We start from the raw sequence: 23,101 nt of genomic DNA on the forward strand, positions 1-23,101 counted from the left end.
GATTTAGTGTGCATTCAACCTTTCTTGCTAGCAATAATAAACCGGTAGTAAATCAACAGCGAAAACCTTTGATTCTCATAGTTGATGATGAACCTAGCAACCTACATGTACTAGTGGAAGGCCTACTTGCAGACTATGATGTACGCATTTCAACAAGCGGTGAGCAAGCGCTTGTATTTATAGAGTCAACCCGCCCTGATTTAATTTTACTCGATATTATGATGCCGGGCATGGACGGTTATGAAGTATGTAAAATACTTAAGGCAAAGCAAAATACCAAAGGCATCCCTATCATTTTTGTTACCGCTCTTACAGAAGAAGAATCTGAAGAGAAAGGCTTTGCCATGGGAGCTATTGACTATATCCATAAGCCTTATAAGTTAGCTTTGGTTAGAGCACGTATACGCACACACATTACTGCGCAAGGCATGTTAGACAGACTTATAGAAAAAAACTTTGATTTGCACGATAAATTATTAGAAATAGAGGCCCTTGCAAAAGAGTTAAGTCAGCGTGAAGAAGAGCTTAAGCAACTATCATCTAAACAAAAATTATTTTATCAAGCCCTTACTAGTACGGCCGATGGTGTTGTTATCACTAATAGCGAAGGGAAGATTATTGCTGTTAATCCATCTTTTTGTAGAATTACAGGCTATTGCGAAGCTGAATCACTGGAAATGGACTTAAAAGATATTAAGCAAAATAACCACCCAAGTATTAGCTTTGATGAAGTTTGGAAACACGCAAACGAAGCAGGTTACTGGAGCGGCGAGCTTGTAACACGACGAAAAAATGGGGAGCTCTACCCTGAGCTTTTAACACTTAGTATGGTTAAAAGCGAACAAGACACCAATATACATTACATCGGTGTATTTAGTGATATCTCCAGCGTGAAAGTAACACAGGAACGAATAGATTATTTAACGTGGCACGATGAGCTTACTAAGCTACCTAATCGTAATGGCTTTTTGAAACAATTAGAGCAACAGTTACAAGATTGCAGTAACGATAAAACGTGTGCCTATATTTATATTATCGATATCGACAGCTTTCACTCCATTAATGATGGTTTAGGGCTTTTAGCAGGAGATAATATTTTAAAGGAGCTTGCTCAGCGTATTCATGCCAGTTTAGATAAAAAAGATATTATTGCACGCTTAGGCAGTGATGAATTTGCAGCCTTATGTAGTGTAGATAAAGGTGTTGGACGCACACGTGCGCAATCAATAGCAGAGAGCAAAGCACAAGAGCTTTTACACGCAGTTAACCGCCCTTTTGACGTTGATGGGCAAGAAGTGAGCTTAACAATTAGTATAGGCACTTATATTTTCCCACGTGACGATGTTTGGGAAAGTGCGATTGAAACTATCAGAAATTGTGAAGCTGCCTGTTATAAAGCCAAAGAAAAAGGCGGAAACAGAGTTACATTTTTTGATACCACATTTGGTGAGCAAGCTAAACGACGCTTTGAGATTGAGCAAGATTTAAGAAAAGCCATCCCTCAAAATGAGCTATCTATATTTTTACAGTCACAATTTGATAGCAAGCAAACATTAAAAGGCGCTGAAGTTCTGTTGCGCTGGGAACACCCTCAAAAAGGGTTTATAAGCCCCTGTGAATTTATATCAATAGCCGAAGAATCAGATGTTATTTTTGAGCTGGATTGCTGGGTTACTACCCATGCGCTTAACTTACTTACCAAGCTTAAATATAACCATCCAAGTTTAAATATTTCGGTTAATATAAGCGGCCGGCACTTTCATGAAGCGCGTTTTTTAAACTTTATAAGCGAGCAAATTAAACGTGTTGATATTAATCCTCAGCAACTCACTATAGAAATTATAGAAGGGACGCTACTAAATCACATGGAAGCCGCCATTGAAGCTGTACACTGCCTTAAAAGGCTGGGCGTACGCGTATCGATAGATGACTTTGGTACTGGCTACTCAAGTTTAACGTATTTAAAGCAGCTACCCATTCATGAACTTAAAATAGATCGCTCATTTGTACTCGAAGCCCCCACTGATAACAACGATAAATTAATTATTGATATGATTGTAAGCCTTGGCAGGTTATTTCAGTTAGAAGTCGTTGCGGAGGGGGTCGAGAATCAATCGCACTTTGACTTATTACAAGAGTATCCGGAAGTTATCTTACAAGGGTACCATCTGCATCGACCTGAACCATTAAAAGATTGGTTAGAGAAACTAAGTCACACTGTACAAAATGCATAAAAAAACGCCGATTTAACAATCGGCGTTTTTTTCTTTAATTGTGGTTAATCACGCACTTGGCCTTCACCATTAACTAAATACTTTTCAGTGGTAAGTGACTCAAGACCCATAGGGCCATAAGCATGTAGCTTAGTTGTAGCTATACCAATTTCGGCACCTAAACCCAATTGCGAACCATCTGAAAAACGCGATGAAGCATTTACCATCACTACCGATGCATCAACACTGCGCTGGAAAAGCTCAGCCGCGGTGTCGTTTTTAGTACAAATAACCTCAGTGTGGTTTGAACCAAACTGTGCAATATGATCCACAGCAGCACTAAAACTTGGCACTACACGAATAGCAATTTCTAAATCTAAGTATTCTTCACCAAATTCGTTGTCGGCGAGAACTGTTGCATTATCGAAATATTTTGCCGCTTGCTCATCTGCATTAATTTTCACGCCTTCTTGGCGCAATACAACGGCACATAAATTTAAAAATTCGTCTGCGACGTCTTGATGAACCACAAGCCCTTCAAGCGCATTACATACGCCTGTACGCTGTGTTTTACCGTTTAATAGTAAGTTAAGCGCCACCTCTAGGTCGGCGTCTTTATCTACGTATAAATGACACACACCTTTAAAGTGCTGAATAACTGGAATAGTACTGTTTTCAGTTACAAAATTAATTAACCCTTCGCCACCACGTGGAATGATTAAGTCTATGGTGTCACGTTGCTGCATTAGCTCCATAAGCAAAGCACGGTCTGGGTCAGGAATAACTGAGATCAGCGCTTTAGGTAAGTTATGTTTTTCAAGTACTCCATGCATTACGCTCGCAATGGCTTGTGAGCTTTTAAGGGCTTCTTTACCACCGCGTAAAATAACACCGTTACCCGATTTAAAACACAATGCCCCTGCATCCGCAGTTACGTTAGGGCGCGCTTCGTAAATCATGCATACAACACCTAATGGCACACGCATTTTACGAATTTTAATTCCATTTGGGCGCTCTGTTATATCGCGTAACTGACCGACGGGATCATCTAAACTTACGATAACTTCAATACCTTCAGCCATGGCTTCAATACGCTCTTCGTTAAGCGTTAGGCGGTCAATCATTGAAGCGGCTAAGTTGTTATCGCGCGCTGCGCTCAAATCACTTTCGTTTTCTTTAATTATAAATGCTTTTTCTGCGCGCAGTGCTGCCGCCATTTCGGTTAACACTTGGTTTTTGGTCTCGGTGTCGAGTAAAGCAAGTATGTTTGCAGCTTTTGCTGCCTGGCGTGAAATATCCGTAATCAAACTCATGACTTCTCCAATAATGCGATATCTTTTTCTGAAATAACAGGACCAATAGAATCCTGCATTTTTTCACTAAATTCACTTTGCTCGTTATCTGCAATAAAGCTTAACAAGCAACTACTATAATTTGCGGTGGCTTTTGCTAAACGTGTGCCATCTTCACTTCTTACTAAAATGGTGTCGCCAATGGCAAACTCACCATGCACTTCCATTATTTCGTCGCCACGTATGCAACCGTTTTCACCTTCAAGAGACTCATCAAACGAGCCATCTACAACTACTTCACCTTGCTCATTCGCTGTATGCGTCATCCAGTGCACAGCTTCTTGCATTGGTTTTTCATAAGGAAGAAAGACACTACCGGGGTTATCTCCATCCAACAACCTATTAAAGGTCTCTTCTTTAAAACCATTGATAATGTATGTAGCAATACCGTGAGAAGTCGCTTTCTCTGCAGCTTCGATTTTGGTCTTCATGCCACCGGTGCCCACTGCGCTAGTAGCACATCCTGCCATAGCGTAAATAGACTCATCAATTGATTTTATTTCAGGCAGTAAAACTGCGTCTTCATGTAAATTTGGGTTTTTGTCATATAGCCCGTCAACATCTGAAAAAATCATTAATGCGTCGGCATCTGCAGCCGCTGCGACCATGGCTGATAAGTTATCGTTGTCGCCCACTTTTAAGTCATCGGTTGTTACAGCATCATTTTCATTAATAATGGGTAGAACACCATGCTCTAGCAAGGTAAAAATAGTTTCACGAATACTTTCATAGCGTTCACGGTCACGTAAGTCACCGTGCGTTAATAATAATTGCGCTGACGGAAAGTCAAAAAAGCGATCCCACATAGCCATCATTTCGGTTTGCCCTGCCGCTGCCATCGCTTTTTTCATGACAACTGAACGTGGAATGTCAGATGGGAATAAGTGTGAGCCTGCAGCGACAGAACCTGAAGATACTAAAATCACCTCAATACCTCGAGCGCGGCAGCGAACAATAAATTGCGCAATGGTTAATAAATAGCGTGAGCGGCACCCATCTTGATCAGGCGCGATTAATGCACTACCAACTTTTAAAACAATACGACGCCAATTTAACTTTTGCATAAAATCTCAACTTTCCATTTTATCTACATTCACACTGTGTGAACTAAAATTAGGTAATTGCGTAAATAGCACGCAATTTCGAATAGGTTTTCATACACTTTTTAAACGCACGCAAACACACGACCTAAAATTGCTTTTAGGTTTGTAAAGACATGAAACAGCACCAACCAAAATGAATGGAGGCCTATTAAATATAAAGATAAAAAGTGTTGTTTATGTATCGCTGTAAAAAGCTGTGTGTGGCTTTTTTGTTAACAACATACATAGAGCCTCTAAAGTCAGATACACCAACAGATAGGGTGATGACTCAAGGACCGAGATTTAGCCGCCACGATGGGAGCTAAACATTGAAAGTAATAGTTCAACTCAAACATTTATTTACTTAATTACTTAAATAAACATGCTTGAAAAAACCATACCAAGATATTCAAAAATACAATAGCTACTAATTTAACGCTAATAACAGCATACATTACTATTATCACAGACCAAATATGACGTTAGTATTAATATTTAACGCGGTCTTGAAAATTATAATTAGATGACTAATTGTTTGAACTCTAAATATAATACGATATTTCGATAGACAAAATCAAGGCTAAAAATCACTCTAATGTGTACCCAGCTCTAGCACAATATAAATTAGTCATTTAAAATCAATCGCTTATATTTATTTTCACGCTTTTATTCATTTTTTATAAATAAATCAATAAGTTTAACCTACAATTTTTGTATTAAGCGCTAATATTTTATTAGCAAATTAAACATTTCACGTGTATACCCCTGTATTAATATTTAACAAAAGTTATACTTTTCATATTGTGATAAATAAGGAATTCTTAATTTATGTCAGCAATTTATATAGCCGGTATCGCACTTTGTTCAGTGCTTGCCCAATGGGTAGCGTGGGCATTTAAAGTACCCGCTATCTTGTTCTTATTGCTTACCGGTTTATTGCTAGGACCGTTTAGTGGTGTATTAGACCCAGATGCTTTACTTGGCGAATTGTTATTTCCTGTGGTGTCATTGAGTGTTGCTGTGATTTTATTTGAAGGCGCTCTCACTTTGCACTTCAGAGAATTAAAAGGCATAAGTAAGGTCGTTCGTAACCTGTGCTCTATTGGCATGATCACCACTTGTGTGGTGATAAGCTTAAGTGCCTATTGGCTACTCGAACTCAACTGGCGAGTTGCTGCTGTATTAGGGGCCGTACTTGTTGTGACAGGCCCCACAGTAATTGCCCCTTTACTTAATTCGATGCGCCCAACTCAAGATATTGATCGGATATTACGATGGGAAGGCATTGTGATTGACCCAATCGGTGCCCTTTTTGCTGTACTTGTATTTGAAGCAGTTATGCTAGTAGGCCAAGGAGAAGTACTTAGCCATACTATTGTTGCACTTGTTAAAACAGTCGGCGTTGGGCTGTCTATAGGTATTGTTGCTGGGTGGATCACCACACAACTTATGCGCCGTGAATGGCTCCCTTTTGAACTCCATAAGTTTGGCATACTTGCATTAGTACTTATTAGTTTTTCGGTCTCTAATCATTTAAGCCACGAGTCAGGGTTGTTGGCGGTTACCGTATTTGGTATTTGGCTTGCCAATCAAAACGATTTAGAAATCGATTCTGTATTGGAGTTTAAAGAAGACTTATCGATGATTTTAATATCATCACTGTTTATTTTACTTGCTGCACGCCTGCAGCTTTCTGACTTGATGATGTTAGATAGCGACGTATTTATATTTTTAGCCGTGGTGTTATTTATAGCGCGTCCATTGTGTATTGCTATATCTACTTTTGGTACTGACTTACCAATGAAGTCACGCTTGGTACTATCATGGATAGCCCCAAGAGGTATAGTTGCTGCTGCGGTTGGGTCGGTGTTTGCATTAAGCATGATGGAAGCAGGCGTAGCTGATGCTGAAAAAATGGTGCCGTTAATATTCACTGTTATTATTATTACTGTGGTGCTCCAAAGCTTAACCGCTATTCCGGTTGCTAAGCTATTAGGTGTGCGCCAGCCTTCCCCAAACACTATTCTGATTATTGGTGCAAACCATGTATCGCGCGCTATTGGTAAAGGCTTGCAAGAGCAAAGTATTCCAGTTCACTTATCAGACCCCGCATGGGAGAACTGCAAAATGGCGCGTATGGATGGCCTTGCTTGTTATTACGGTAACCCACAGTCAGAGCATGCTGAGCGTTACTTACCGCTCACAACAATAAGAACGGTATTAGCGCTTTCACCTAACCGCCACCATAATGCGCTTGGTGTACAATATTTTTCTCATTTATTAAATGAAAAAAATGTATTTTCATTGCGCTCATCTACCTCACATGCAAAAGCGAACAAAGACAGTGCAACATTCCTATCTAGGCAAATTTTGTTTGGTGAAGATGGTTCATACGCTCGCTTAAGCAGCATTATCGCTAAAGGTGGCAAAGTAAGCGCTACACGTATTTCAGAAGAGTTTGATTGGGAGAAATACCAAGAGATGAACCCTGAAGCGATACCACTGTTTATTTTAAAAGGTGATAAAGACAACGACGAAGATACGCCAGTTAAGCTTCGCCCATTTACCAGTAATATGGAAAAGCCACCGCAAGAGGGAGAGCGTATATTTGCACTTCAGCCCCCAAAAATGTCAGTGTTAAAAGACCCAGCTAAATCAAAAGGCAAAGAGGAAAGCTAGCCACTTATAGTTATTACACAAAAGCCCTAATTAATCATTAGGGCTTTTTATTTTATAAAAATGGTGTGTATTATTTGGCCCTTACATGGGTAACCGGGCGCGGGCCACAACACTATCTGGCATTTTTTGCGCTAGTAACTTAAGTGCACGCTCAATTTTTTTATGGGTGGCTTTATCTGCTACCGTGGTATTAAATAACCAGCGGTACGCATCTTCAAAGTCACGTGGGCTTCCATAGCCTGAATTAAAAAGCTTAACCAATCTTAGCTGCGCTTTTAGGTTCCCTTGAGCTGAAGCCTCCCGCAAATAGGTAATGGCCATAGCTTTATCTTGCTGTACTAAGCGGCCAGTGTCGTAATAACGCCCAAGCTGCTCTAGCGCAGCCGCTAGGCCTTGCTCAGCCGCTTTACGCATGTAGTACACACCTAACTCTACATTGCGTTCAACACACACGTTATAAGCCAGCATATCACCATATAAAAATTGGTAAGAAGGCAGTGCCATTTTATTGGCCCTTGCCTCTATATCTTGCACTAACTGGCAATCATCTGCCTTCACACGCTGTAAATGTGTATTTTTGTTTATTAGTGCGATTAGCTCCGACTCGGTATAAAGCGGCACCGCAGCGGGTGTTTCTTCAGCTAACACATTGCTACTGATAGATAAAAGTAACGGAGCGAGCAAAGACGCTAATAAAGTATTACAGGTAGATAGGCGCATGTTTACCACGTATAAAATAAAACTTATCAAATAATATACAAAGATCGTTCCAAGGTGAATTTTAGGCATAAAAAAAGCTGCAAAAGCAGCTTTTTTTATATTAATGGTAATTAAGCAAACGGGTTGCGAAGTACCATTGTTTCTACACGATCTGGGCCGGTAGAGATAATATCAACAGGTACACCTGTGATTTCTTCGATACGCTTGATGTAGTCAATCGCAGCCTTTGGTAGGTCTTCGAGGCTAGTTACGCCTACTGTATTTTCAGACCAACCCGGCATCTCTTCGTATACTGGTGTTACTTTCTCGTAACCCTCAGCAGCTAATGGCGTTACATTAGTCACTGTGCCATCTTCTAGCTGGTAACCAGTACAGATTTTAAGTGTTTCTAAACCATCTAACACATCTAACTTAGTTAAACAAAAACCTGAGATGCTGTTGATTTGAACTGCACGGCGCATTGCCACTGCATCTAACCAACCGGTACGGCGTAAACGACCTGTTGTCGCGCCAAACTCATGACCTTTATCGCCTAAGTGCTTACCTACTGGATCTTGTTTTTCAAGGCCATCGTAAAGCTCTGTAGGGAAAGGACCAGAACCAACACGTGTAGTGTACGCTTTAATAATACCTAGCACGTAATCAAGGTTTAATGGACCAAAGCCAGCACCAGTCGCAACACCACCAGCAGTGGTATTAGAAGATGTTACATAAGGGTAAGTACCGTGATCGATATCAAGTAATGTACCTTGTGCACCTTCAAATAAAATGTGTTCACCCGCTAAACGTGTCTGATCTAAAAGCTCAGTTACATCAACAACCATTGCTTTTAAGATGTCTGCAACAGCCATTGCATCATCAAACGTCTTTTGGAAATCAACTGCATCTACTTTGTAGTAGTTAACTAAAGTGAAGTTATGGTATTCAAGTACTTCTTTTAGTTTAGCTGCAAATAATTCTGGATTGAATAAATCACCTACGCGTAAGCCGCGACGGGCTACTTTATCTTCGTACGCAGGACCGATACCACGGCCTGTTGTACCAATTGGTTTGTCGCCGCGAGCAGTTTCGCGAGCTACATCTAATGCAACATGGAAAGGCAGAATTAACGGACATGCTTCGCTAATTAAAAGACGCTCACGTACAGGTACGCCACGCTCTTCTAACATGCCAATTTCTTTCATTAGCGCTTCTGGTGATAAAACCACACCATTACCAATCACACATTTAACATTGTCACGTAATACACCCGATGGAATAAGGTGTAGAACTGTCTTTTCACCGTCAATAACTAAAGTATGGCCCGCATTGTGACCACCTTGGTATCGAACTACTAAAGATGCTTTGTCTGTAAGGAGATCAACAACCTTACCCTTACCTTCGTCACCCCATTGGGTGCCTAATACAACAACGTTTTTACCCATTGTAAATTCACTTCGAGAAAATTAGGACGAGATTTTACCAGAAAACTAAAGTAAAGATCACCCCTGTTCAGCTTATTTTTTCTGCGCGTATTTTTTAGGCCATCATACTTTTTAAATAATCACATATATAACAGCCATTTAAACTTTCAAATTATACTTAACAAAAAGCCCCGCATAGGCGGGGCTTTATAGCTTTAAATGATTAAGGCATCGCTTATTGCGCTGCAGCGCCTTTCATATATTTAAAGAAGTCGCTGTCAGGTGAAAGCACCATCACGTCTTGCTTATCTTTAAAGGTCTTTTTATACGCCTCTAAAGAACGAACAAAACCAAAGAACTCTGGATCTTTGTTGTATGCTTTAGCATAAATAGCAGCAGCTTCTGCATCACCTTGACCACGTACTGAGCGCGCATTACGCTCAGCATCAGCAAGCATTACCGTTACTCGGCGGTCAACATTAGCACGAATTGTTTCTGCTTTTTCTTGACCTTCCGAGCGATGCTCTTTTGCAACAGCAGTACGCTCAGCGCGCATACGTTGGTAAATAGAGCTACTCACTTCTTGTGGTAAGTTAATTTGCTTAACACGCACGTCAAGTACTTCAATACCTAACTCGCGTGCACTTTCAGAGGCTTGTACTAATGCCTCTTCCATTAGCTCACTACGCTCACCTGATACAATCTCGCGAATAGTACGCGTACCAAAGTTAGTACGCAGACCATTATTAACTTTTTGCTTTAGTAGTGTTTCAGCATATTGCTTATCACCACGAGCACGAAGGTAAAATGCGCTAAAGTCGTTTACGCGCCATTTAACAAACGAATCAACAATTAAGTCTTTTTTCTCGCTTGTCACAAAGCGGTCTGGTGTGCCATCTAGCGTTTGAATACGTGCATCAATACGACGTACTTGGCTAAAAAATGGTACTTTTAAATGAAGGCCTGGGCTGTATACAACGGCTTTGTCTTCACTGTCTTTTTCAACCTTGCTAAATAGCAACACGATTGCTTTTTGCCCTTCAGGTACTACAAATACCGCAGAGAAAGACATAACAATGGCAGCTAATAGTATGACTAAACTAAAGTTTTTCATGACGCTTATCTCCCGTTATTGTTAAAGCGATCGCTGTTAAAACGGTCGTTACCGCTGTTCACAGTGCTGTTACGTGATGTATTTACTTTGTTACGTAAATCTTGAATATCACTTGAGCTTGGTAAAGCTACACGTGTTGCAGTGCCTTGCTTTTCCATAATTTTATCAAGTGGTAAGTACATCATGTTGTTACCGCCTTTAACATCAACAATGACTTTAGAGCTACTACCTAGCACTTCTTCCATTGCATCAATGTATAAACGTTCACGCGTTACTTCTTTAGCTGCTTGATATTCAGGTAATAGCTTTTCAAAACGAGCCACTTCACCTTGCGCTTCGAGTGTAATGCGTTCTTGATAACCTTCTGCCTCTTGCGTCATACGTGTTACTTGACCACGCGCGCGCGGTTCAATTTCACGTGCATAAGCTTCGGCTTCACGGATGAAACGCTCTTCATCTTCTTGTGCGGCAATCGCGTCATCAAATGCATCTTTTACTTCAGTCGGCGGACGCGAATCTTTAAAGTTCACATCGGTCACAATTAAACCTAAGTTATACGGTTCGATGATTTTATTAAGCTCATCCCACGTATTTTGACGAACGACTTCACGGCCATTAGTCAGTACTTGGTCCATTTTTGCATGGCCAACAACGTAACGTAGTGCGCTATCAAGCGCCTCTTCTAAGCTATTATCAGCATTGGTTACACTAAACTTGTAAAGATACGGGTCAATAACACGGTATTGCACTTCAAACTCAACGCTTACTACGTTTTCATCTTCAGTAAGCATAAACCCAGATGCAGATAATGAACGCACAGCTTCAATATCTACCGGAATAACCGTTTCAATAAAGGTCATTTTCCAGCGTAAGCCTGGCTCTGCAATACGGTCATACTTACCAAATTGCAATACCACACCACGTTCGGCTTCTTTAACCGTATAAATACCACTTAACGCCCACACAATTGCGGCGATAATGAGGATAAATGAAATACCGGCTCCGCCAAGTCCACCGCCACTATTATTGCCGGATTTTTTACCGCCAAATAAGCCGGCTAACTTGTTGCTAAACTTACGGAACACCTCGTCTAAATCAGGTGGGCCTTGATCACGTCCGCCTTTATTGTTCCACGGATCTTTGTCATTGCCATTATTACCCGGTTCATTCCAGGCCATAGCTATACTCCATTGTTATCTAAATAAATTAGGAAATTGTGTTAAATCTATCAAATCTACCGCGTTTCTCATACAAAAACCGACATTTATATACCAATTTTTAATCGCGATTGATAAAACCTTCAATTTCAGGACCAAACTCTTTAATTAATCGGTTCCACTCAACCATAGGTAAACGTACATCTAACAACCAGTTACCTTGCTCATCAAAGCGCTCTTCATGGACTGCACTTAAGCTAAATAAAGACGCTCTTAATCGGCCATATTGAGGAGCAAGTAATAACGTATCGCTAAACATTTTCTTAGCAAGCAGGTCACTTATTGCTTCGCTAAGTAGCTCACACCCTTCGCCGGTTTGTGCAGATAACCATACTCTTATAGGCTGCCCTTGGTCATCCCGATCAATTCGTGGGCTTACATCATCAAGCGCATCAATTTTGTTATAAACTAATAATTGCGGTACTTCATCGGCTTCAATCTCTTTTAAAACCGATTGTACTTCCTCTATGTTTTCACGTCTGCGCGGGTCTGCAACATCAATTACGTGTAATTGAAGGTCGGCTTCACGCGTTTCTGTTAGCGTTGCTTTAAAGGCTGCCACTAAGTCATGCGGCAAATGACGAATAAATCCTACTGTATCGGCCAAAATAACCGAACCAACATCACCAATATCTAATTTACGTAGTGTTGGGTCCAACGTCGCAAAAAGCTGATCCGCTGCGTATACATCTGAGTCAGTAATACGGTTAAACAGGGTTGATTTACCTGCATTGGTATAGCCTACAAGCGACACCGTAGGAATTTCGTTGCGCGTACGCGCACGTCTACCCTGCTCACGCTGTACAGCGACTTTGGCTAATCGGGCACGAATATTTTTAATGCGCGCGCGCAATAAGCGTCTATCGGTTTCAAGCTGTGTTTCGCCTGGACCTCGTAAACCTATTCCCCCTTTTTGGCGCTCAAGGTGAGTCCATCCTCGGATTAATCGAGTAGACATATGCCTAAGCTGAGCAAGCTCTACTTGTAGCTTACCTTCGTGGGTACGGGCTCTTTGGGCAAAAATATCAAGAATAAGTGTTGTTCTATCAAGTACACGACATTGGCAAACGCGCTCTAAATTACGTTCTTGAGACGGACTTAATTGATGATTAAAGATGACAACATCTGCATTGTGGATTTTGACAATCTCAGCTATTTCTTCTGCTTTACCGGTACCGACGAATAGTTTCGGATGTGGTGCTTGGCGGCTGCCTTGCACAACCGCCAAACTACTAACACCAGCAGAAGATACCAACAACTCTAATTCATGAAGATCTTCACGATCGCCATCTTTAGGTAAGTCGATATGAACTAAGACTGCCTGTTCGCCGGATTCATAGCGGTCAAACAAGCATTACGCTCCTAATTAAATATTTCCTGGTTCTTGCTCTTCAGTGTCATCGCTCCCTTGAACACCTTGGAAGTTGACTGCACGAGCAGGTACAACTGTTGAAATTGCGTGTTTATACACCATTTGGTTTACAGTGTTTTCAAGTAAAATAACAAATTGGTCAAATGACTGAATTTTACCTTGTAATTTTATGCCATTTACCAAAAAGATTGATACTGGAATGCGCTCACGACGTAGTGCATTCAAAAATGGGTCTTGTAACGATTGGCCTTTTGCCATGTTATTGTTCCTTCGTTCTAGGTGTTATTATAATTTAAGTAGCTGAACTTATTTAATTAAATAATTAGCAACTACTACTAGCTTAGCGAACTTACTACGCGTTGCAAGTTTTCTTCATCGCCTGTTGTTAACCACGTAACATCAGGCCAACTCCGTAACCACGTTAGCTGGCGTTTTGCCAATTGACGCGTTGCAGCAATGCCGCGAAAAACCATCTCATCATGGTCTACTTCACCCGCAAGGTAATCCCACATTTGTCTATAACCTACACAACGAATAGAAGGCATATTGGGGTGTAAATCCTTACGTAGATATAGGGTCGAAACTTCTTTTTCAAACCCCTGCTCTATCATTATTTTAAACCTTTTTTCAATTCGCTGATGCAATTCACTGCGATCATCAGGCGCAATCGCAAATTGATGAAAAGTATAAGGTAACGCTGGCTGCTTTTGCTTTTGCAATTCCGTCATTGTTTTACCACTAATACGGTAAACTTCCAAAGCTCGATTTATTCTTTGTGAATCATTTTCACTTATTTTGTCGGCCGCTTGCGGATCAACTTTAGCAAGCTCTTGATGTAAGTGTGGCCAGCCAAATTGTTTTGCTTGCGCTTCAAGCTCTGCTCTTACTATTGGGCAAGCCTCTGGCAGTGGCGATAATCCATCAATTAAAGATTTAAAATACATCATGGTGCCGCCCACCAACATAGGTACTTTACCTTGTTGATGAAATTCATCAATTTTTTTTATCGCATCACGTCTAAAATCAGCAACTGAATAAGTTTCACTCGGGTCGAGCAAATCTATTAGGTGATGCGGAGCACGCGCAAGTTCCTCTGCATCGGGCTTTGCCGTACCTATGTCCATACCTTTATACACTAACGCTGAATCAACGCTGATTATTTCCGTATTTAAGTGCTCACACAGTGAAATTGCCAATGCTGTTTTACCAGCTGCGGTTGGGCCCATTAAAAATATGACCGGTAAATTGCTCAACACGGGTACCTTAATTTAATTGCGTTAAATAGTGTTCTAGATCTATTTTAACTGCTTTTTCTTTTAAACGTTCAATTGTTTGCGGATTATTTTGTAAGCTAATTTGTAATTCAATAAACGCATTACTTTCATAAAAGCGTTCTGGTACGCAACTAAGTTGCCATGACAGCCATGCTTGTAAGTCCTCTAGCTGCGCTTTACATGCGCCAAGTAGACTTTCAATTGCAGCAGAAACATCGAGTAAATATAAACAAGTCGGTAGCTTTTTAACCATCACAAACTGTTTTTCAATAACTAACTCAAAACCCAATAAAGTAAACCACGACTGTTGCTGAGCGATTAGTTCGCAGTCAGCTTTTTCAAGGTTAACCCTTACTGGTAATAGCAAGGCTTTGCCCTCTAAATTACCCAGCTCTTTTATTTGGCCATGCCAATAATCTACAAGTGCATGCTTATAGTGCGCGCAAAATAATTGTCGCTGCTGAGTAAATACACACACACCTTTATTTACATTTAATACCTGCACACTTTTAAATGTGTGTGTAGCGCTCTCATCAGTTAACAGCTGCGAGGGTATACTATGATTAAAATGTGCTGCTTGTTGTTCACTTACCCCTTGATAAAATGCATTGACATCGTGATAACTTGAAGCGCTTTGTTTAGGCTGAGAAGCCCTCCCTGCACTGGCTCCGCCTGAGCCCATAAGATTAGAGGAAGGACGACTAGAAAAGCCACTGCTTTGTGAATCTATTGGCTGCAACGGTGACTTAGGGTAATCATACCCTTGCTGAACTGTCTGGTTATTAGCTACATGACTTGGCTGCTCAATAAACGCTGAGGATTGGTAATCGTCTGTGGGCGCTTGATTAGTTGCAAATTCACCTTGTAAAGGCACAACTACTTGCTTAATCGCCTGCAATATAAAATCGTGCACTAACCGGCCTTGATGAAAACGCACCTCGTGCTTAGCGGGATGAACATTTACATCTACCTGTCGTGGGTCAATATCAATATAAATAACAAAACCTGGAAGCTCTTGCGCGCCACTTACTTCTTCAAACGCCTGACGAATAGCGTGTAAAATTAGCTTATCGCGCATCATGCGGTTATTTACATAGGTATATTGCGTGGTATTTGCTGACCCCACCGGCAATACCCAACCATGCAGCTGTAAACCACTTTCACCAGATTGAATATGTAATCCTTGCTCGGCAAACGCTTTACCTACAACTTGCGCAACCCGAGTAATAGCTTGATCAGGATCGGTTTTAGCACGGTACTGCCTAACCACCTTTTGGTTATGCGTCAGTGTAATCGACACATCAAAACGACTCAGTGCAATACGTTTTATCAGCTCATCTATGTGGCTAAATTCGGTTTTTTCGGTGCGTAAAAACTTGCGCCTTGCTGGGGTGTTAAAAAATAAATCTTTAACTTCTATTGTTGTGCCATCTGGGTGAGCTACGGGCTTTACTTGCACATCCATATCGCGGCCCTGTGCAAACGCTTGCCATGCGGCATCTTGTGCTTTGGGCTTTGAGCAAAGCGTTAAACGCGATACCGAACTAATAGATGCAAGCGCTTCACCTCTAAAACCTAAAGAGCAAATGTTTTCTAAATCATCAAGCGATTTAAGTTTACTTGTTGCATGGCGTGAAAGCGCTAGCGTTAACTCATCTTTACCAATACCTGAGCCATTATCACGAATACGAATAAGCTTGTGACCACCACGCTCTATATCTATTTGCACACGCGTAGCGCCGGCATCTAAGCTATTTTCTACCAGTTCTTTAACCACTGAAGCCGGGCGTTCAACCACTTCACCTGCCGCTATTTGGTTAGCGAGTCGTGCAGGTAATATTTCAATACTCATAAGGCCCCTAATACATGTACAGGTTTAATAAGCATCAACTCTGCGGTATGTCCAGCTCTTGACCTATGAACAAGGTGTTTGAGCGTAGTTGATTAACTTGTTTTAATTTGGCTACCGATACGCCATAGCGACTCGCTAATAAGCTTAGCGATTCACCTGGGCGAACTTTATGCTTTGTTGGATACTGCGATTTAAGCTTTGCAAATAACGAATCATCAGGTGGGTTTTTTAAGTAATAATTTTTTATAGACGTAAACATGGCTTTTGCTAAGCGTTCTTGGTGGTTAGCGCTTTTTAACATACGCTCTTCACGGGGGTTAGAAATAAACCCTGTTTCTACCAAAATAGATGGAATATCTGGCGACTTTAATACAGCAAGACTTGCATGTTGTGGATCTTTTTTATGTAATTTAGCTACTTTTTTTAGCTCTTTGACCACTTCTTCGGCCACACTAAGCCCTGTTTTCATTGAGTGGTCCATCGACATATCAAGCAGGGCTTGCGCAAGGTATTTTTCGTTAGCGGCATCTTTAATTACATCGGCTGCACCACCTAAAAGCTCTGAGTGTTTTTCTTTATCTTCTATCCATTTACCAATCTCAGAATTAGCGCGACCCAGCGATAAAACCCATACCGAAGCACCGTTAGGCCCTGGGCTGGTAAAGGCATCGGCATGAATTGACACTAAAAAGTCGGCTTTTTTCTGGCGTGCTCGGCTGGTGCGGGTATTAAGCTTAACAAAGTAATCGCCACTTCTTACCATGCGCGAAATCATGCCACGTTCGCCGTCAATCATACGCTCTAAACGTTTAGCTATTTGCAACGTAATGGTTTTTTCATACGTGCCTGAGGGACCAATAGACCCTGGATCTTCTCCACCGTGACCCGCATCAATTGCAATAACAATGTCTCGTTCTTGGCTTAACTGGCGCTTTTTAGCTGCTTTTTGGGCAGGTGTAGTGCTTACTGCGGGTTCACTTTTATTATACAAATCCACAACTAGCCTGTTTTTGTACGGGCCAGTAGGTGCCAATGCAAAAATAACCGGCTTAATGGGCGCAGTTAGCTCAAAAACAAAACGTACGCTTTGCTTATTTTTAGGCTTAGAGTAACGTAATTTGCTAACAATTTTATGCTTAGAAGGAATATTCGGTAATACTTTTAACCCTTTGGTGTTTTCAAGGTCTACAACTAAACGGCTTGGGTTTTTAAGCATAAAGTAGCTGAAATCGGGCTTGTCATCTAAATCAAATACCACCCGAGTGCTATCTGGTGAGGGCCACACCCGTACACTATTAATTGTATTTTGTGCCCACAGCGGCAGGCTCATAGCGAAAGCTATGAAACAAATAAAAAGTTTAACTACACCTCGATTCATTTTAACTACCATTGCCTTAACTATTTATTGTTATGAAAGTGAATACATTGATCCACTATTAATTTATTCACCAAGGTTTAGGCTATTGAGTTTTTCAACAATTGCTACTCCACGCTCACTAGCACTGTTTATTGCAATTTTACGCTCATCACCAACATAACTTAAGGTAATATCTAAATCGGGAACGGGTATAAAGTCGCCGCCTTTTTCTGGCCACTCTACAACACAAATAGCCTGCTCAGAAAAGTAATCTCTTATACCCATGTATTCAAGTTCTTCAGGATCGCCTAACCGGTACAAGTCAAAATGATACACATTAGCACGTACCAGTTCGTATGGCTCTACCAGCGTGTAAGTTGGGCTTTTTACCTTACCTGAGTGTCCAAAGCCTTGAACTACACCACGCGTAAATGTTGTTTTACCTGCACCTAAATCACCGTGTAAATAGATCACTGCGCCTTGCTCTATAATAGCAGCCAGTTTGTTACCTATAGCTACTGTGGCAGTTTCATCATGTAGGTGAGCTTTAAAACTACGCGTCATGGTTACCTCAAAAATTTACTAAAAGCGCATCTTTGCTAATCATACCAGAATATTTCTTGAAGGCGATAAATTGGCGTTTTAGGCATAAAAAAACCGGCCTAAGCCGGTTTTAATTAACTGTGGCTTTATAGCCCTAGTTTTTTCTCAAGGTAGTGAATATTTGTACCACCACTTTGGAAGTTTTCGTCTGCGAGAATTTTCTTATGTAATGGCGTATTTGTCTTAATGCCATCGATAACCAATTCGTTCAACGCATTACGAGCACGGGCAATTGCTACATCACGGTTTTCACCGTAAGTAATAAGTTTACCAACCATCGAATCGTAATGTGGAGGCACTGTATAGTCAGCATAAATATGGCTATCCCAACGAATGCCTAAGCCACCTGCAGGGTGAAAACGCGTAATTTTACCAGGCGACGGGATAAACGTTTCAGGATCTTCTGCGTTGATACGACACTCAATTGCATGCCCGCGAATAACTACGTCATCTTGCGTGAAAGACAGCGGTTGCCCTGCAGCAATTTTTAGCTGCTCTTTTATTAAGTCAACACCGCTTACCATTTCTGTCACTGGGTGCTCAACTTGAATACGCGTGTTCATTTCAATAAAGTAAAATTCGCCGTTTTCGTATAAAAACTCAAACGTACCCGCACCACGGTAACCAATTTCGATACATGCACGTGTACAGCGCTCACCAATAAATTTACGCACTTCTGCCGTTATACCTGGCGCAGGGGCTTCTTCAACTACTTTTTGGTGGCGACGTTGCATAGAACAGTCACGCTCACCTAAATGAACAGCATTACCTTGTCCATCCGCAAGTACCTGAATTTCAATATGGCGAGGGTTTTCAAGGAATTTTTCCATGTAAACCATGCTATTACCAAAGAACTGTTTTGCTTCTTGTTGAGTAAGTGCGATTGAATCAATTAATTCAGCTTCGCTACGTACTACACGCATACCACGGCCACCACCGCCACCAGCGGCTTTAATAATTACCGGGTAACCAATGCGCTTTGCAATTTGCATGTTGCGTTCTTTGTCATCCGATACTGGACCGTCAGAACCAGGTACACATGGTACACCGGCTTTGCGCATTGCATTGATTGCCGATACTTTATCGCCCATAAGACGAATAGTGTCGCCTTTTGGACCAATAAATACAAAGCCGCTTTGCTCAACTTGGTCAGCAAAATCTGCATTTTCTGAAAGAAAACCATATCCTGGGTGAATAGCTACAGCGTCTGTTACTTCAGCAGCCGCAATAATACGCGGGATATCTAAGTAACTTTCAGAGGCTGGAGGTCTACCGATACAAATGGTTTCATCTGCAAGTAATACGTGCTTAAGATCGCGATCCGCCGTTGAATGCACAGCAACCGTTTTGATCCCAAGCTCTTTGCAGGCGCGCAATACGCGAAGTGCTATTTCACCTCGGTTTGCAATGACTACTTTATCTAACATAAGAGTTGGCCTTTAGGTTACTAAATTATTCAATGATGAATAGAGGTTGATCAAATTCTACTGGTTCGCCATTTTCAACTAAAATAGCTGTCACTGTACCGGCTTTATCTGACTCAATTTGGTTCATCATTTTCATTGCTTCAACGATACATAATGTATCACCTACTTTTACCTGAGAACCTACCTCTACGTATGCTGGCGCTTCTGGCGAAGCCGCTGAGTAAAATGAACCAACCATAGGTGATTTAACTTGATGGCCTGCAGGCACTGCAGGTGTAGCATCGGCTTCAACGGCTGGCGCAGCTGGAGCTTGTGTTGGTGCAGCAGGCGCTGGAGCAGCAAATTGCTGTGGTGCGTACTGAGCGTAAGCAGGACCTGCGCTCATGTTGTTACGGTTAATACGTACTGACTCTTCACCTTCAGTGATTTCTAGCTCAGCAATGCCTGATTCTTCTACTAATTCGATTAGCTTTTTGATCTTGCGAATATCCATGAACGACCCGCCTATAAGTTTGTTAGTTTAAATTAATTCGAGTTTTGCAACCGGCTCACGGCAGCATTCAATGCTGCGTGGTAACCCATTGCACCTAATCCACATACCACACCTTGCGCCACATCAGAAAAATACGAATGATGACGAAATGCTTCACGTGCATGCACATTACTTAAGTGCACCTCAAAAAAAGGAATATCAACGCTTAACAATGCATCACGTAAAGCGACGCTAGTGTGCGTAAATGCAGCAGGATTAATAATTATGTAATCAACTGCCTGCCAAGCATCGTGTATTCTTTCAATAAGGGCTTGCTCACTATTACTTTGAAAATGCGTAAGCTGAACATCTAGACCCTCTGCGGCAGTCGTTAGTTCGCTCATAATTTCACCAAGAGTGTGCAAACCGTATTTTTCTGGCTCACGCTTTCCTAGCATGTTTAAATTTGGACCATTTATAACTAAAAGTTTAAATTTTGCAGCCATAATACGCGATATATCCTCTAAATAATGAGTAAAGCCGTTGCGAGCTAATTTTGTACACTAAAGTAAGTATAAAAAACAAAAATTGCAACAAATTCTCACGTTAGCCAACTATTATAGTCAGTTCGATGTAAATAGCAGCAAAATACTGGTCTAATCTCTGGAGGTGTAATAAATATGACGTAATCGGGGGCAAGCCACTTGGTAAGCCCAAGCGGCTAAATTGCACTATTATTGTGCGTTGGCGCGCACTGCAGCTAGGTGGGTGGCAAAATCATCGGCGTTTAAAAATCCTGTAACGCGCTTTGAACTTAGCTCCTGCCCTTGTGTGTTAAAAAACAAAATACTGGGTAAACCAAACACAGTAAACTCTTCCATTAGCTCAATGGTGGTGTCATCACTTTGCGTTAAATCGATTTGAATTAACTGATAGTAACTAAACTCACTCTGCACGTTAGGATCAGGAAATGTGTAATGCTCAAACTCTTTACATGCCACACACCAATCGGCGTATAAATCAACCATCACCAGTTTACCTTGCTGATTTGCCTCAGCAACGGCCTTTTTTAGCTCGGTTAAATTAGCAACCTGCTTAAACTCATTACTTTGCTGACTAACCTGCTCAATCTGTTGCACTGGCCAAATAACGTTTTTAGCTAACGTAAAACCGGTAAGTACTAAAAATGTAGCACTAAACCAAAGCGTGGTTTTAAGTTTGCTTTGTGGCTGTGCACTTTGCCAATAGTGTAAGTAAACGGCCGTTGCCAGAGCTAAAATACCCGCCAAAAGTAAAATAATGTCCGCACTAATTATGCGCTCTAATAAAATAAGCGGCACTACAAGCATAATAAAGCCAAATAATGTTTTAACTTGCTCCATCCAACCGCCCGCTTTAGGAAGCAACTTTCCTCCAGACGTACCAAGTAATAAAAGCGGTAGGCCCATTCCTAAACTTAATACGTACAGGGTTAAACCACCGACAAGGTAGTCACCACTTTGGGCTACAAATAACAGCGCAGCTGATAACGGTGCTGTGGTACAAGGTGATGCAATTAACCCCGACAACACCCCCATTAAAAACACACCGAGGTAATTGCCGCCTTTTTGGTTATTACTAACTTGCGTTAGCTTGCTCATCATGGCGCTGGGTAACTTGATTTCGTACCAGCCAAACATCGACATTGCGAGCAATACAAACAGTAAACTAAAACTAATAAGTACATAAGGGTGTTGTAAGTACCCCTGCACTTGCCCGCCTAAAGCCGCCACTACTAACCCTAATGCAGCATAAGTAAGCGCCATACCTTGTATATATACAAACGACAGCGCAAACGCTTTTTTAGTAGATAGATTTTGCTGTCCTGCAATTAAACTCGATAAAATAGGAAACATAGGGAACACACACGGTGTAAACGCAAGCCCCACCCCAACAGCAAAAAATATAAGTAAATTGGTTACTAAACTTTGACTTGCTAATCGCTCTGTAAAGCCTAAGTCTTGAGTGGGTGTGTTATTTTGGTTACGTGATGAGTCTACAGAAGGGGTTAATGCGCTTAATGTATCACCGGTATTAGCAGATGGCTTGTTACTTTGCGCTTGTTCTGAGGCAATAACGCTTAAAGGAATGCTAATCACCTCTGGTGGGTAACACAGCCCTGCTTTGGCACAGCCCTGATAACGCACCTTTACAACAGCACCCTCTGTAACATTACTGAGCTTACTTATAACACTTACACTATTGAAAAAAACTTCGGTTTTGCCAAAAAACTCGTCTTCAATTATTTCGCCAGTACCGGCGTCGCCTACCTTTATGTTGGCACCTTTGGCGATAATTTCTATTTTCTTTTTATAAAGGTAATAGTCAGGGGCTATATCCCACCCCACAAATAAAGTGCTACCTCGCTGATCAAAATCAAATACAAACGCTTGGTCTACGGGTAAAAAGGTTTGCTGTGGCGGGGCAAGTAAATCACCTAGCACATTATTGGTGTTTGCCTTTACCGGAAGCGCCAGCAAGCTAACCAATAATAAAAAGAAAAGCCGCATTAATTTAATACCTCATCCATCCAATGAAAATAAGCCAAATTACCAGTGGCCACATCAACCACCTGAATTTCGGGTACTTCGTAACTATGTAAACTTTTAATGGTTTCAAAAACATCATTCATTTTTTCTGATTTTGTTTTAATCAGTAGTTTTGCTTCTATTTCTTCGGCCACATCGCCTTCCCACATATAAACTGAGGTCATATTTGGTAAAATATTTACACACGCCGCTAATTTTTGCGCTACAAGCGCTTTTGCTAAAGTACGCGCTTCAGCCTCATCTTTGCACGTGGTAAATATCAATTTAAATTGCGTAGTCATAATTAACCTTTACTAATTTATAGGGAACTAATGCAATAGTATCTGATAGCTAATGTAATGTGTAGGCGATGAATAATTGTAGATATTAAGCAATT

19 protein-coding genes are annotated in these 23,101 nt (G+C 41.2%); 2 read left to right on the forward strand and 17 right to left on the reverse strand.

What is annotated here, in order from left to right; translation table 11 throughout:
* Positions 1 to 8: 8 nt before the first annotated feature.
* Positions 9 to 2,234: a two-component system response regulator gene (locus CWC17_RS04335; RefSeq protein WP_138612170.1), complete on the forward strand. Its 2,226-nt coding sequence runs from the start codon at positions 9 to 11 to the stop codon at positions 2,232 to 2,234.
* Between the two features lie 44 nt (positions 2,235 to 2,278).
* Here CWC17_RS04335 and CWC17_RS04340 read toward each other — a convergent pair whose 3' ends face one another.
* A complete protein-coding gene (locus CWC17_RS04340; protein WP_138612171.1) occupies positions 2,279 to 3,526 on the reverse strand; it encodes a glutamate-5-semialdehyde dehydrogenase in 1,248 nt (415 codons plus the stop codon).
* Positions 3,523 to 4,629: a glutamate 5-kinase gene (gene proB, locus CWC17_RS04345; protein WP_055014666.1), complete on the reverse strand. Its 1,107-nt coding sequence runs from the start codon at positions 4,627 to 4,629 to the stop codon at positions 3,523 to 3,525. The genes CWC17_RS04340 and proB overlap by 4 nt, the downstream gene beginning before the upstream one ends.
* 846 nt (positions 4,630 to 5,475) lie before the next feature.
* Here proB and CWC17_RS04350 point away from each other — a divergent pair.
* Positions 5,476 to 7,326 (forward strand): cation:proton antiporter, encoded by a 1,851-nt coding sequence (locus CWC17_RS04350; protein ID WP_138612172.1) that lies wholly within the window; start codon positions 5,476 to 5,478, stop codon positions 7,324 to 7,326.
* 81 nt (positions 7,327 to 7,407) lie between these two features.
* Here the strand turns inward: CWC17_RS04350 and CWC17_RS04355 are convergent, their stop codons facing one another.
* From CWC17_RS04355 to cutA, 15 genes are all read right to left on the reverse strand, one after another.
* On the reverse strand, positions 7,408 to 8,046 hold the full coding sequence (locus CWC17_RS04355; protein WP_138540441.1) for a tetratricopeptide repeat protein: 639 nt from the start codon (positions 8,044 to 8,046) through the stop codon (positions 7,408 to 7,410).
* A 110-nt stretch (positions 8,047 to 8,156) separates the two neighbouring features.
* Entirely contained in the window at positions 8,157 to 9,470 is a 1,314-nt protein-coding gene (locus CWC17_RS04360) for an adenylosuccinate synthase (protein ID WP_055014664.1), read from the reverse strand.
* 214 nt (positions 9,471 to 9,684) lie between these two features.
* Positions 9,685 to 10,563, reverse strand: a complete 879-nt coding sequence (gene hflC / locus CWC17_RS04365; protein ID WP_004587662.1) for a protease modulator HflC — start codon at positions 10,561 to 10,563, stop codon at positions 9,685 to 9,687.
* Positions 10,564 to 10,568: 5 nt separating this feature from the next.
* Entirely contained in the window at positions 10,569 to 11,741 is a 1,173-nt protein-coding gene (gene hflK, locus CWC17_RS04370; RefSeq protein WP_138612173.1) for an FtsH protease activity modulator HflK, read from the reverse strand.
* A 100-nt stretch (positions 11,742 to 11,841) separates the two neighbouring features.
* Positions 11,842 to 13,131 (reverse strand): ribosome rescue GTPase HflX, encoded by a 1,290-nt coding sequence (hflX, locus tag CWC17_RS04375; protein WP_138612174.1) that lies wholly within the window; start codon positions 13,129 to 13,131, stop codon positions 11,842 to 11,844.
* Between the two features lie 15 nt (positions 13,132 to 13,146).
* Complete coding sequence (gene hfq / locus CWC17_RS04380) at positions 13,147 to 13,410, reverse strand: RNA chaperone Hfq (RefSeq protein WP_004587665.1); 264 nt, start codon at positions 13,408 to 13,410, stop codon at positions 13,147 to 13,149.
* Positions 13,411 to 13,487: 77 nt separating this feature from the next.
* Entirely contained in the window at positions 13,488 to 14,405 is a 918-nt protein-coding gene (gene miaA / locus CWC17_RS04385) for a tRNA (adenosine(37)-N6)-dimethylallyltransferase MiaA (protein WP_138612184.1), read from the reverse strand.
* Between the two features lie 10 nt (positions 14,406 to 14,415).
* Positions 14,416 to 16,278 (reverse strand): DNA mismatch repair endonuclease MutL, encoded by a 1,863-nt coding sequence (mutL, locus tag CWC17_RS04390; protein WP_138540443.1) that lies wholly within the window; start codon positions 16,276 to 16,278, stop codon positions 14,416 to 14,418.
* Between the two features lie 34 nt (positions 16,279 to 16,312).
* Positions 16,313 to 17,656, reverse strand: coding sequence for an N-acetylmuramoyl-L-alanine amidase (locus CWC17_RS04395; protein WP_138540444.1), 1,344 nt, complete (start codon positions 17,654 to 17,656; stop codon positions 16,313 to 16,315).
* A 63-nt stretch (positions 17,657 to 17,719) separates the two neighbouring features.
* Positions 17,720 to 18,199: a tRNA (adenosine(37)-N6)-threonylcarbamoyltransferase complex ATPase subunit type 1 TsaE gene (tsaE, locus tag CWC17_RS04400; protein ID WP_138612175.1), complete on the reverse strand. Its 480-nt coding sequence runs from the start codon at positions 18,197 to 18,199 to the stop codon at positions 17,720 to 17,722.
* Positions 18,200 to 18,324: 125 nt separating this feature from the next.
* Positions 18,325 to 19,665, reverse strand: a complete 1,341-nt coding sequence (gene accC / locus CWC17_RS04405) for an acetyl-CoA carboxylase biotin carboxylase subunit (RefSeq protein ID WP_055014657.1) — start codon at positions 19,663 to 19,665, stop codon at positions 18,325 to 18,327.
* Positions 19,666 to 19,690: 25 nt separating this feature from the next.
* Entirely contained in the window at positions 19,691 to 20,158 is a 468-nt protein-coding gene (gene accB / locus CWC17_RS04410) for an acetyl-CoA carboxylase biotin carboxyl carrier protein (protein WP_138612176.1), read from the reverse strand.
* 32 nt (positions 20,159 to 20,190) lie between these two features.
* On the reverse strand, positions 20,191 to 20,643 hold the full coding sequence (gene aroQ / locus CWC17_RS04415; RefSeq protein ID WP_024031479.1) for a type II 3-dehydroquinate dehydratase: 453 nt from the start codon (positions 20,641 to 20,643) through the stop codon (positions 20,191 to 20,193).
* 228 nt (positions 20,644 to 20,871) lie between these two features.
* The gene (locus CWC17_RS04420) at positions 20,872 to 22,686 is read right to left on the reverse strand and encodes a protein-disulfide reductase DsbD (protein ID WP_138612177.1); all 1,815 of its coding nucleotides are present in this window, start codon (positions 22,684 to 22,686) and stop codon (positions 20,872 to 20,874) included.
* The gene (cutA, locus tag CWC17_RS04425) at positions 22,686 to 23,006 is read right to left on the reverse strand and encodes a divalent-cation tolerance protein CutA (RefSeq protein WP_055017952.1); all 321 of its coding nucleotides are present in this window, start codon (positions 23,004 to 23,006) and stop codon (positions 22,686 to 22,688) included. The genes CWC17_RS04420 and cutA overlap by 1 nt, the downstream gene beginning before the upstream one ends.
* Positions 23,007 to 23,101 lie beyond the last annotated feature (95 nt).

The organism is Pseudoalteromonas sp. S3785 (assembly GCF_005887365.1).
GTDB lineage: Bacteria > Pseudomonadota > Gammaproteobacteria > Enterobacterales > Alteromonadaceae > Pseudoalteromonas.

What these genes read in the sequence shown, in the direction of transcription:
- cutA (WP_055017952.1), bottom strand. Translation starts at nt 23,006, where the DNA reads ATGACTACGCAATTTAAATTGATATTTACCACGTGCAAAGATGAGGCT.
- hflC (WP_004587662.1), bottom strand. Translation starts at nt 10,563, where the DNA reads ATGAAAAACTTTAGTTTAGTCATACTATTAGCTGCCATTGTTATGTCT.
- CWC17_RS04360 (WP_055014664.1), bottom strand. Translation starts at nt 9,470, where the DNA reads ATGGGTAAAAACGTTGTTGTATTAGGCACCCAATGGGGTGACGAAGGT.
- CWC17_RS04355 (WP_138540441.1), bottom strand. Translation starts at nt 8,046, where the DNA reads ATGCGCCTATCTACCTGTAATACTTTATTAGCGTCTTTGCTCGCTCCG.
- tsaE (WP_138612175.1), bottom strand. Translation starts at nt 18,199, where the DNA reads ATGACGCGTAGTTTTAAAGCTCACCTACATGATGAAACTGCCACAGTA.
- accC (WP_055014657.1), bottom strand. Translation starts at nt 19,665, where the DNA reads ATGTTAGATAAAGTAGTCATTGCAAACCGAGGTGAAATAGCACTTCGC.
- accB (WP_138612176.1), bottom strand. Translation starts at nt 20,158, where the DNA reads ATGGATATTCGCAAGATCAAAAAGCTAATCGAATTAGTAGAAGAATCA.
- mutL (WP_138540443.1), bottom strand. Translation starts at nt 16,278, where the DNA reads ATGAGTATTGAAATATTACCTGCACGACTCGCTAACCAAATAGCGGCA.
- hflK (WP_138612173.1), bottom strand. Translation starts at nt 11,741, where the DNA reads ATGGCCTGGAATGAACCGGGTAATAATGGCAATGACAAAGATCCGTGG.
- CWC17_RS04395 (WP_138540444.1), bottom strand. Translation starts at nt 17,656, where the DNA reads ATGAATCGAGGTGTAGTTAAACTTTTTATTTGTTTCATAGCTTTCGCT.
- CWC17_RS04350 (WP_138612172.1), top strand. Translation starts at nt 5,476, where the DNA reads ATGTCAGCAATTTATATAGCCGGTATCGCACTTTGTTCAGTGCTTGCC.
- proB (WP_055014666.1), bottom strand. Translation starts at nt 4,629, where the DNA reads ATGCAAAAGTTAAATTGGCGTCGTATTGTTTTAAAAGTTGGTAGTGCA.
- CWC17_RS04420 (WP_138612177.1), bottom strand. Translation starts at nt 22,686, where the DNA reads ATGCGGCTTTTCTTTTTATTATTGGTTAGCTTGCTGGCGCTTCCGGTA.
- hfq (WP_004587665.1), bottom strand. Translation starts at nt 13,410, where the DNA reads ATGGCAAAAGGCCAATCGTTACAAGACCCATTTTTGAATGCACTACGT.
- CWC17_RS04340 (WP_138612171.1), bottom strand. Translation starts at nt 3,526, where the DNA reads ATGAGTTTGATTACGGATATTTCACGCCAGGCAGCAAAAGCTGCAAAC.
- aroQ (WP_024031479.1), bottom strand. Translation starts at nt 20,643, where the DNA reads ATGGCTGCAAAATTTAAACTTTTAGTTATAAATGGTCCAAATTTAAAC.